This window comes from Agrilactobacillus fermenti (assembly GCF_021030645.1).
In the GTDB taxonomy this organism is placed as follows: Bacteria; Bacillota; Bacilli; order Lactobacillales; family Lactobacillaceae; genus Agrilactobacillus; species Agrilactobacillus fermenti.
The window spans coordinates 1-9903 of the sequence record NZ_JACGCJ010000049.1; the positions used below are offsets into that span (position 1 = coordinate 1).

At 37.9% G+C, this 9903-nt stretch carries 12 protein-coding genes and 2 tRNA genes; 8 read left to right on the forward strand and 6 right to left on the reverse strand.

The window, feature by feature from the left end:
* Positions 1–137 precede the first annotated feature (137 nt).
* Positions 138–1085, forward strand: coding sequence for a sensor histidine kinase (locus tag FHQ08_RS12210; RefSeq protein ID WP_230914665.1), 948 nt, complete (start codon positions 138–140; stop codon positions 1083–1085).
* On the opposite strand, the gene FHQ08_RS12215 is transcribed toward FHQ08_RS12210, so the two are convergent.
* Positions 1076–1495, reverse strand: coding sequence for a pyridoxamine 5'-phosphate oxidase family protein (locus FHQ08_RS12215; RefSeq protein WP_230914666.1), 420 nt, complete (start codon positions 1493–1495; stop codon positions 1076–1078). The genes FHQ08_RS12210 and FHQ08_RS12215 overlap by 10 nt on opposite strands.
* Positions 1496–1750: 255 nt before the next feature.
* Here FHQ08_RS12215 and FHQ08_RS12220 point away from each other — a divergent pair, with 255 nt between their 5' ends.
* Positions 1751–1897 (forward strand): hypothetical protein, encoded by a 147-nt coding sequence (locus tag FHQ08_RS12220; RefSeq protein ID WP_230914667.1) that lies wholly within the window; start codon positions 1751–1753, stop codon positions 1895–1897.
* Positions 1898–1983: 86 nt separating this feature from the next.
* Here FHQ08_RS12220 and FHQ08_RS12225 read toward each other — a convergent pair whose 3' ends face one another.
* From FHQ08_RS12225 to FHQ08_RS12240, 4 genes are all read right to left on the reverse strand, one after another.
* Positions 1984–2199 carry a helix-turn-helix domain-containing protein gene (locus FHQ08_RS12225; protein ID WP_230914668.1) on the reverse strand — a complete coding sequence of 72 codons (216 nt, stop codon included), beginning with the start codon at positions 2197–2199 and terminating at the stop codon, positions 1984–1986.
* A gap of 244 nt (positions 2200–2443) precedes the next feature.
* Positions 2444–2516 (reverse strand) — tRNA-Gln (locus FHQ08_RS12230).
* A 277-nt stretch (positions 2517–2793) separates the two neighbouring features.
* Entirely contained in the window at positions 2794–3288 is a 495-nt protein-coding gene (locus tag FHQ08_RS12235) for a hypothetical protein (protein ID WP_230914669.1), read from the reverse strand.
* Positions 3289–3319: 31 nt separating this feature from the next.
* Positions 3320–3538, reverse strand: coding sequence for a hypothetical protein (locus FHQ08_RS12240; protein WP_230914670.1), 219 nt, complete (start codon positions 3536–3538; stop codon positions 3320–3322).
* Between the two features lie 181 nt (positions 3539–3719).
* On the opposite strand from FHQ08_RS12240, the gene FHQ08_RS12245 reads away from it, so the two are divergent.
* The 3 genes from FHQ08_RS12245 to FHQ08_RS12255 are packed head-to-tail and all read left to right on the forward strand — an operon-like array spanning position 3720 to position 6275.
* Positions 3720–4607: a GRP family sugar transporter gene (locus FHQ08_RS12245; RefSeq protein WP_230914671.1), complete on the forward strand. Its 888-nt coding sequence runs from the start codon at positions 3720–3722 to the stop codon at positions 4605–4607.
* A 15-nt stretch (positions 4608–4622) separates the two neighbouring features.
* Positions 4623–5258, forward strand: coding sequence for a hypothetical protein (locus FHQ08_RS12250; RefSeq protein WP_230914672.1), 636 nt, complete (start codon positions 4623–4625; stop codon positions 5256–5258).
* 18 nt (positions 5259–5276) lie between these two features.
* Positions 5277–6275 carry a zinc-dependent alcohol dehydrogenase family protein gene (locus tag FHQ08_RS12255; protein WP_230914673.1) on the forward strand — a complete coding sequence of 333 codons (999 nt, stop codon included), beginning with the start codon at positions 5277–5279 and terminating at the stop codon, positions 6273–6275.
* A 294-nt stretch (positions 6276–6569) separates the two neighbouring features.
* Here FHQ08_RS12255 and FHQ08_RS12260 read toward each other — a convergent pair whose 3' ends face one another.
* Complete coding sequence (locus FHQ08_RS12260; RefSeq protein ID WP_230914674.1) at positions 6570–6950, reverse strand: hypothetical protein; 381 nt, start codon at positions 6948–6950, stop codon at positions 6570–6572.
* Positions 6951–7111: 161 nt separating this feature from the next.
* Between FHQ08_RS12260 and FHQ08_RS12265 the strand changes: the two genes are divergently transcribed.
* The 3 genes from FHQ08_RS12265 to FHQ08_RS12275 all read left to right on the forward strand — a co-directional run bounded on the left by FHQ08_RS12265 (position 7112) and on the right by FHQ08_RS12275 (position 9755).
* Positions 7112–7182: transfer RNA gene (locus FHQ08_RS12265), tRNA-Gly, on the forward strand.
* Positions 7183–7578: 396 nt separating this feature from the next.
* Entirely contained in the window at positions 7579–9270 is a 1692-nt protein-coding gene (argS, locus tag FHQ08_RS12270; protein ID WP_230914675.1) for an arginine--tRNA ligase, read from the forward strand.
* 17 nt (positions 9271–9287) lie between these two features.
* Entirely contained in the window at positions 9288–9755 is a 468-nt protein-coding gene (locus FHQ08_RS12275) for an arginine repressor (RefSeq protein ID WP_230914676.1), read from the forward strand.
* Positions 9756–9903 lie beyond the last annotated feature (148 nt).

Genomic DNA, 9903 nt, shown 5'->3' on the forward strand with positions numbered 1-9903 from the left:
TCTTCATCACTTCGATCAGATGTCAAACGGTGTGGGTTTGATATTCGATCGAAGTGATGAAATAATCGCCCATCGGAATATCGAAAAAAATCTCTCAAATCGTGTCCAAGATATTGACTCAAATCCACTATGACTATTTGCGCAATATAAAGTTAGAGAAATCAAGTTTAAATAAAAAACAGACACTACAAACGAATAGTGGTAGTTTTCGAACCTTATTGGTCAAGGTGCCGCGCAGTAATCCAGACCCGCTTTATTCCGGTAAATATGTATTGATCTTGCAAAACATTGATAGCGAACTGCAATCAATCAATGTCTTTCGTAAGTCATTAATTTTAACAGTCGTATTTTTATGGTTATTAGCGGTCATTTTTAGTTTTATCTTAACAGTGTGGGCAATGCGGCCAATTAATCGATCTTGGCAGCGGCAACGAGAATTCACGGCCGATGCTGCTCATGAACTTCGGGCACCGCTAGCAGTGATTCAAAGTCAGCAAGAATACTTATTGATACAACCAAATAAGCAAGTGATCGATGTTGCAGATGAGATTGCTAAGAGTTTGACCGAAATTTCACGACTGCAAACACTGACAAATGATTTATTGTTGCTTGCTCGAACGGATGCGGCCCAATTGAATTTAAATTTGACGTTAGTTAAAAATATGAACTGGCTTCAAGAAATTGCCAAAAGTCAAAAAAAATCGCTTGTCTATCAAATTGATAAACAAGCGACCTTAAAAATTGATATGCAACGCTTAAAACAAGTGTGTGTTATCTTACTCAGTAATGCATTACAGTATACTTCGTCAGGTGATAGTATCTGGATTAATGCTAAGGAAAATGAAAAGTATTTACAGATTGAGATAGGTAATACTGGCATGCCACTTGCAGCGTCTGACCGACCACATATTTTTGAACGTTTTTATCGGGGAGATACGGCCAGGAATAAATACTCTGGTGGCAACGGCTTAGGATTAACAATTGCCCAGTGGATCGTTAATCAGCACCATGGCAAGATCCGGGTTGAAGACGCCCATCCCAAAGGTGTTAAATTCATAGTCACTTTACCATTGGCTCATGCTTGATCAGCAGCGTTATCAGCAATTAATTCACCAGCATGGGGACCAGGATCCAACACATAGATTTTCTCTACGGTAATGACAGCAGCCGCTTTGGCTGCCGGTAAGTTGTTAGCTTGAGCATAGGCCTGAGCCTGTTCAAAATACACTCCGGATGTAAAGAGTTGGGCCGGCCCTGCAAAGCGAAAACCTTTCAGTTCTTGTTTATTTGCAACCGCGACGATGGCCTTGCCATTATCAGCGATATTGTGCATTGTCTGCCGACCGGTCATTTCATTATAAATCAGATGATTATCGTCTAAAACACGCATGGTTTCCTTAGGGCCAACATCTGGATTACCATTTTCGTCAACGGTAGCGATGTATGCTAAATTATTTACGATCATAGATTTCATTTTGGTTGTTAATTGGATCATGAGTAGATACCCCCTTAAGATATAGAGAATTCTAGCTTATTTATGCTGAATGTCAATCAAAAAGTCTTATCTAATTTGATTTGCGTAATTTATAATTTTAGGACTATAAAAAAATAACATAATAAATATTAAACAAGAGATAAAAATTAATTTTTAATTAAATAAGACTTTAGTCTGAAGTAATTGAAAACATTTTCATATATACTTACTTAGTAACGTGAAAAAATTTACAAATAAGAAAGGAGGGAATTATACATGAAATTTCGAGTGCAATTAAATACTGAAACACAAGTCTTCACAGTGATTAGTCGTGATAATGAAGCTGTGGTCGGACATGGCGACACGATTCAAGATGCGATTCGTGATGCTTTAACCGTTCATGATACCGATCAAGTGGCTTAGAAAGGACATACTTGTGATTTCTAACGACAGTTAAAAAAGACCTGTACCGAAATATGGTATAGGTCTTTTTTTGTGGGTCTAGCAATCTAATTTGTATTGGAAAGCGCGAGCAATTCATCAAGTACTTGACCAGGTGTTTTATGTAATGTAGTCGCAACAGCTTTTAAAATTTTAACACTTAGTGTGTCGAGTGATGTGGCTTTTGAAGCACGCTGTAACGTAGATTGATAAATACCGGTTGCTTTGGCGATCTGATAGCGCGTGATCTTTTGTTGTGTTAAATAACGGCTAAAAGTGTTCATAATATCAGCTCCTAAAAAGAATTTGATTCATTAGTGTCATTCAGAATTATTAAAAATAATGATAATAAAAAACACCCCTTAGTAGGGATGCCATCAAACTAACCAGCCGAATTTTTTAAATTCCCCGAGGCTCACTCGAGGCTCACTACTTTTGTTAATCAATGTGAATCAGTGAAATTCTAAAAACTTAAAATGCTGATTTAGCGCGATTTTTGCGAACGGATCTGAACCAATGTATTTAAGATTGGGTAAGTAGGGCTCGAACCTACAAATTGCGGATTCAGAGTCCGCTGCCTTACCGATTTGGCGATTACCCATTAAGTAATAAATCAACTTTATTAGTATAAGAAAAATCCCAAAATTTGTCAATTTAAATTTTGGGATTTTTGTTTAATAATGATTAATTTTTTCAAAAACGAAATCCAGCTTTCCGGTAGGTAGGACATAGACAACAAGTTTTGTATTGCGAAGATCATAAGTTTGGTAATCTATCGCATAGATCTCATCTTAGTGAGGCGCATAGATGTCCTTTTGATTGATTTCCAAACCAGGGTTCTTAAACAAATCCATGATTGTCATCTGCTTTCTATAAAGTTAAGTGGACATTTTGTTAGTTGTACTTGGATTCAAAAGACGGTGCATGTCTTTCTCAAAACCATCTGCGAGTTGATGATCCGAAACTGGAAAGTTTTGAGCAATTGCTTGCAATTTTTGTGTGACTGCTTGGTCATCATGTAAAAGCGTTGGGCCAATTTCCTTGACTTCAGTCAGAACATCATTGACCAGCTTGTGCTCGTCTTGGATGCCACTGATAAAATTGACAAAATACAAAATAGAAATATCCGCCGTTAACAAATCATTTAATTGAGGTGCACTGCGACTCAAATCACGAATGACTTGAAGTAAAGCAACGACGGTATGGAATTGCTGGTGTTGGAATTCATAATTTATCTGCTGATCTAAAATTGCTGCGAGAATGTCATAATCTGACCAAGCACTGACAGTAATATTTTCAGGTAAAAATTCATGATTTATAAACTGAATTAAACCGTAGTTTTCAAGTAACTGCTCACTACGATAAGTACTCATCTTCAACCCTCCAGAAGCAAATTAAAATTAGTCAGTGGGTGACTAGACGAACAAAGGTGATTTGCGACACATTGATCAAATAATGATAATCAGATTGACTGTTAGATGCCAAAATGACATTTGATTTCTGTGGCTGATCAGTTGAATTTAAAGCATCAACGGTAATGTGCTGACCATCAGAAAAAAAGATGGTGATCCGCAAATGATTCGCTAACATCTTTCGGATAGAGCTACTTAAATCCTCCCACAAAGTAAACCCTCCTTTACAAGGTTCAGTATACCAAAATTTATTAAGATCTGATAACGAAAAAGCTATAAAAATTTTCTGTAAATGGTCCAGCAGTGAATAAAGCGCTTAATCATTTGTGAAAAAAATACTTATCGTTTGACATCGATGTCATAGACTTGTAATTTAATTAGTGTTCGTATACATGGAAGGTGATCAAGTGGGTATTATTTTTGCCTTAATTACAGCAGTTTGCTGGGGCAGTATTGGTCTTGTCAGTAACAAAATTGGTGGGACCAACCAAAATCAAATTTTGGGAGAAAGTTACGGCATTTTAGTTTTTGCGTTAGTTATGTTTTTTATCAAACAACCAACGATTGATTTGAAAACAACTTTCGTCGGCCTGGCTTCTGGCTTTTTCTATTGTTATGGTCAGAATCAGCAATTTCGAGGTTTTAATGAAGTTGGTGTTTCAGTGGGGTTGCCACTGTCAACGGCGGCACAGCTGATTATTACAACTTTAGCAGGTGCCTTTATTTTTCATGAGTGGACCACTGGTAAAGATTTCACGTTAGGATTTATTGCTTTGGCAATTTTGATCATCGGTGCGTATTTCACCTCTAAGAAAGAGAAGGGTAACCAAGAGACACTCGACAGCAATCAAAAAAGTAATTTGGTTGGCTATATCGCCATTCTACTTTCGGGTGTGGGTATCTCACTTTATTCAATTACGACCAAAGCCTTTGCTGTGAATGCCTATGCTATTTTGTTACCTCAAGCTATTGGTGCATTGATTGAAGCCTTTGCAGCATCTAGTTCACTTACGCCTAAACAAATGCGTAGCCGATTCACTTATTTCAATGTGGTTGTAGGTATACTATGGGCATTAGGTAATGTGTTCTATCAATTGGCCATTGCTCAAATTGGTTTAGCAATTAGTTTTTCAATGTCACAGATGGGTATCATTATTTCCACGCTCGGCGGTATCTTTATACTGCATGAACACAAGACACGGCGAGAATTGAATTATACGGTCCTTGGGTGTTTGTTAGTTATTGCTGGTGGCGTTTTGTTAGGCATCATGAAGCAGTAATTGGAGGTGTATCCTATGGCAAACGAAAAAAAATTAGATTTATCTGCAGCTCGGACTTTTTTGAAACATCATCGATTGGCTAAAAACAGTATTAATCTAACTTGGGGGATTTTGACTGTGGCGGTACTTTTTGCGGCTGGCACACAAATTATTTATAATTACCAACACGTCCAAGTTTTAAATCAATATTGGTCTGGATTTTTTATCATCATTATTTTAGGTGCCATTTTGAGCAGTGCCTATTTCTTGATTATTGAACAAAGAGATATTGATGGGGTAGCTGATCTATTTACGGTGGCGAATGCTCGGGATGTCATCAGTGCCAGTGACCCAATTGATTCCGTGACGGATCTTGGGACAAAATATCTTGTCAAGTCTCGAAATACGACCTTGACACTGGATAAGAAATATACGGGTATTTCTGTTTCAGAAGATTTTGAGAAATCGTCTTATGAGCAAACAATCATTTACTTTGATAAAAAGAAATTTAAACAGAATTTTTCAGGTAGTGGTATCGATGCTAATATTTTTTTAAAGGCGTTACCAGAAGATTATTATGAGGCGTTGACTAACGTTGATCAACAAGTGAGTACGTTGAACTTAACTGAAAAAGATTATACTTCGCTGTTAAATTCTCAGACACAAATATAAAATTTTAGGAGGTCATTTATGAAAGCTCTCGTATTAGAAGATACTCAGAAAATGGTTTTGAAGACGATTGAACGACCGGCGTTATTAGCCAATGAAGTGCAAGTTCAAATGAAATACGTCGGTATCTGCGGCACGGATAAGCATCTTTATAATGGTCAGCCTGGATCAGCTCAGGCAGAGCCACCAGTTGTGTTGGGTCACGAGAATGCGGGTATCATTTCGGCCGTGGGTGATGATGTTCGTGCCGATTTGAAAGTTGGTCAACGCGTCACAATTGATCCTAATATTCCTTGTGGTTATTGCCGCTATTGTCATGAAGGCCGGCCACAACTTTGCTTACATAATTCTGCCATTGGCGTCACTCGAAATGGCGGCATGGCAGAGTATGTTAATGTACCAGCAACGAATATTTATCCCATACCTGATAACTTATCTTTAAAAGCGGCCGCAATGACGGAACCGGTTAGTTGTGTGATGCATGGCATCCATGAATTAAATATACAACCCCATCAATCGGTTTTAATAATTGGAGACGGCTTTGTGGGGCAACTATTCACCAGATATTTTGCACAATTAGGTATGGCGCGTGTCGTTGTTTCTGGTCATAATCCTAAAAAGGTGGAATTACTCCATAAAATTGGTGCCGATGAAGTATTTGACCCAGCTGAGGGAGAACATGGCGCACAATTTGATATTGTGATCGAGTGTGTGGGACTTAAGCAAACCCAAACACAAGCAATCGCATCGGCAGCTAAAGGCGGCCAGGTTTTAATGTTTGGCGTCTCTAACCCAGAAGACATGATCACAATCAATTCATTTGATATTTATGCCAAAGAGCTAACGATCAAAGGTGCTTTTATTAATCCATACGCAATGGGTGACGCAATTACATTATTAGCGAATAAAAAGGTGAACGTTGAAGCCTTGATAACCCATGAGCTGACTTTAGCAGACGTGCCAGATGTGCTTGCGGGCAGGATCGACTACAAAATAACAAAAGCTGTTGTGAAATTATAAGCACAAATAAAAATAGCAGAACCACCTCTGATTAATTTGAGATGGCGCTGCTATTTTTTAGAAGCTTTTGTTTGCGTTTATTCCAAAAAGTTTCTGACATATCACGGTAAAAGATATTTACGTGACAATAAGGGCATTGATTAATACCAAAAGTAATGTTTTTGTGACAGCTAGGACACTTGAATGATTTTTTTTCTTGGTCTTGTTCTGACCCTACTGTTTGTGCCAAAAAATCAGATCCTTATCCTTAAAATAAATGACCTACTCATAATTTTATTACGTTTTGCGGTTATTTCAATATGTGTTTTGATAATTTAATAGTCGGCTGAGTGCGGTTGCCTCAGTACCAATTGTCTCCGCAGTTGCTTGGGGCAAAATAAAAGAGGTTTCCATCTGATGTGGGTCTAAACTTGGGTCTGCTAAAATTATTGAATAAAATACATTTTTGTTAGGTTTCATTGCCTGGCTCATCTGTAAGGTATACTTTTGAATTCGTTTAGGGTCATGTTCCAGAGAAGTCAAAAAATTTGCTAAGACACGATAAGAGTAGTAGACAGTTTCTTCATAAGTCGTCCCTTTGGCATATATTTTAGGAATATTAATAAATTCAATCTGATACCCAGTTTCAGTTTTGGTATTCTTTGCCCCAAAAACATACTTTAATTCATTCGACATATATTTCCCTCCAATTACGTGGGAACGTTAATTAATCATATTTTAATTTTAATGGTTATGCCGCTGGAAAGCAAGTTACATAATTGTAAAATGATGAGAGAATAATGATAAAATTTTATGTTTACAATTTCTCATAAGACTGCTAGAATGTTCTAAGTATTGCGGGTGTAGTTTAGTGGTAAAATCCCAGCTTCCCAAGCTGAAGTCGCGAGTTCGATTCTCGTCACCCGCTTCTAGATATAGCAAGTAATAGCATGATACTTTTCACAGTTGATCAGACGCAAAATAATCTTTTGTGTTTGGTCATTTTTTGTTTTTGATTAATGAATATTTGAAGCCTTTTAAGATGTAAGGGGACAAAAGTGCCATTTTTAGGGGACGTGTGTTGACGAATAACTTTTTTTCATTTAGAATACTAACAATTATACAAATGAGAATAAATTGAATAAGCCAATTTTCAGTGAGTAAGTTGTTAGTGAGAAACTTACAATTGGTTTCAATGTCGCGCTCGTTTGCACCAACTGAATATGATTAAAGTGGACTTTAGGTCAATTAGAGTGGTACCGCGGGAAAATCTCGTCTCTTCTGTATGAAATGATACAGAAGAGATTTTTTTATGGAGGAAATTATGGATTTCAAACAACAAGTTATTGCAGCACTTGAACCAACGGTTTCAGAGTTTTTATCAAAAGAAGCATTGATGAACGTTATTGAAGTTCCCAAGTCTTCTGACTTGGGCGATTATGCTTTCCCTACTTTTCAACTTGCTAAGTCTTTGCACAAAGCGCCACAACAAATTGCTTTAGATCTAGTGGCGAAAATTGATCAGACAGCCTTTGAAAAAGTCGTCGCAACTGGGCCATATGTTAATTTCTTTTTGAATAAGCAGACATTCAGTGAAGAAACACTAAAAACAATTTTGAAAGCTGACCAGAATTATGGTGATCAGGATCTTGGACATGGTGGCAATGTGCCCATTGACATGTCTTCGCCCAATATTGCTAAGCCAATTTCAATGGGGCATCTCCGGTCAACAGTCATTGGTAACGCTATTGCTAAAATTTTGACTAAAACAGGTTACCACCCAATTAAGATCAATCATTTGGGGGATTGGGGCACGCAATTTGGCAAACTGATTGTCGCTTATAAAAAGTGGGGATCGGAAGCAGCTGTTCGTGAAGATCCGATTACCAATTTGTTAAATTACTATGTCCGTTTTCACAAAGAAGATGTGGCTCATCCCGAATTAGATGATGAAGCTCGGGCTTGGTTTAAGAAGCTCGAAGATGGTGATCAGGAAGCAACTGATTTATGGCAGTGGTTTAGAAGTGAATCTTTGAAGGAATTCCAAAAAATTTATCAAATGCTGGGTGTTGAATTTGACTCATTCAATGGCGAAGCTTTCTACAACGATAAAATGGCTGAAGTCATTGATCTTTTGAAGGCAAAAAACTTATTGCATGAGAGCCAAGGTGCCGAAATCGTTGACCTTGAAAAATATGGTTTAAATCCGGCATTGATTCAAAAATCAGATGGCGCCACCCTTTATATGACACGAGATTTGGCGGCCGCAATTTACCGTAAGCGCACCTACCATTTTGTACAATCACTTTACGTAGTGGGCAATGAACAGAGTGAACATTTCCAACAATTAAAAGCTGTTTTGAAAGAAATGGGTTACAATTGGGCTGATCAAATAGTGCACATTCCATTTGGTTTGATCACGGAAAACGGTAAAAAACTATCAACTCGACAAGGCCGCGTGATTTTATTAGAAGAAGTTCTAAATGATGCCATTCGTTTAGCCAAGGCACAAATCAAAGAGAAAAATCCCGATCTACCAAACCAAGATAAAGTTGCCAAAGAAGTCGGTGTCGGCGCTGTTATTTTCCACGATTTAAAAAATGACCGTATGGATAATTTTGATTTCAACTTAGAAGAAGTTGTGCGCTTTGAAGGTGAAACCGGACCTTATGTCCAGTATACCAATGCGCGTGCTCAGAGTATTTTACGAAAGAGTAGCCTTAGTTATACCTTAGATGATGCTTTAGCCTTGACTGATGACGCCGCTTGGGACATTTTGAAGCTCTTAGCTGATTACCCTGAGGTCATTCAACGTGCGCTTAAGCTTTATGAACCTTCTGTCATTGCTAAGTACAGCTTACGGTTAGCAAAACAGTTTAACAAGTACTATGCCCATACCCGTATTCTTGTTGATGATCCACAATTAAATGCTAGATTAAGTCTCGTAAAAAGTGTTACTATTGTTTTAGAGAACGCTTTAAGCTTATTGGGTGTTGCAAGCCCCCAAGAAATGTAAGTTGTGAGGTTTTGACCATGAAAAGTACTGAACGCCGTGCGATCGTTTTAGAAACGATTCGGAAACATGTGGTAAATAATCAGCGCGATTTAATTCGATTGCTTAATGCCCAAGGTGTGTCAATTACCCAAGCGACGATGTCTCGGGATATTAAGGCGTTAAAAATCATTAAAGCCCCTGATGAGAATGGAACGGTTCGCTACGTTGCCTATGCTGATGAAAGCAAGACAGATCGTGAGGCACTTACAAAAGTGATCAGTGATGTGGTTGATCGAGTTACTCAAGTTCAGTTTATGAATGTGGTCAAAACATTGCCAAGCAATGGTAATGTTTTTGCAGCAGCAATTGATTCAGCAAAACTTGATGATGTTGTTGGGACACTAGCGGGACATGATACCGTGATCGTGATTTCTCCTGATATAGCTACAGCAACCGAAGTTCATGATTGGATTGCCGAAGCAATTGATTTTCCTACTTTAAATTAAAATAAAAAAACTGAGGGCAGGGGCTATACTCCTACTTAAGTAGACAGGTAAATAATTAAAACCTGTTTGCTTAGGAAGGAGTATTTTTTATGGGCCGAAAAGGTTCCAGATATTCTATTGATGAGAAGCTTCATTTCATTGGCCTACT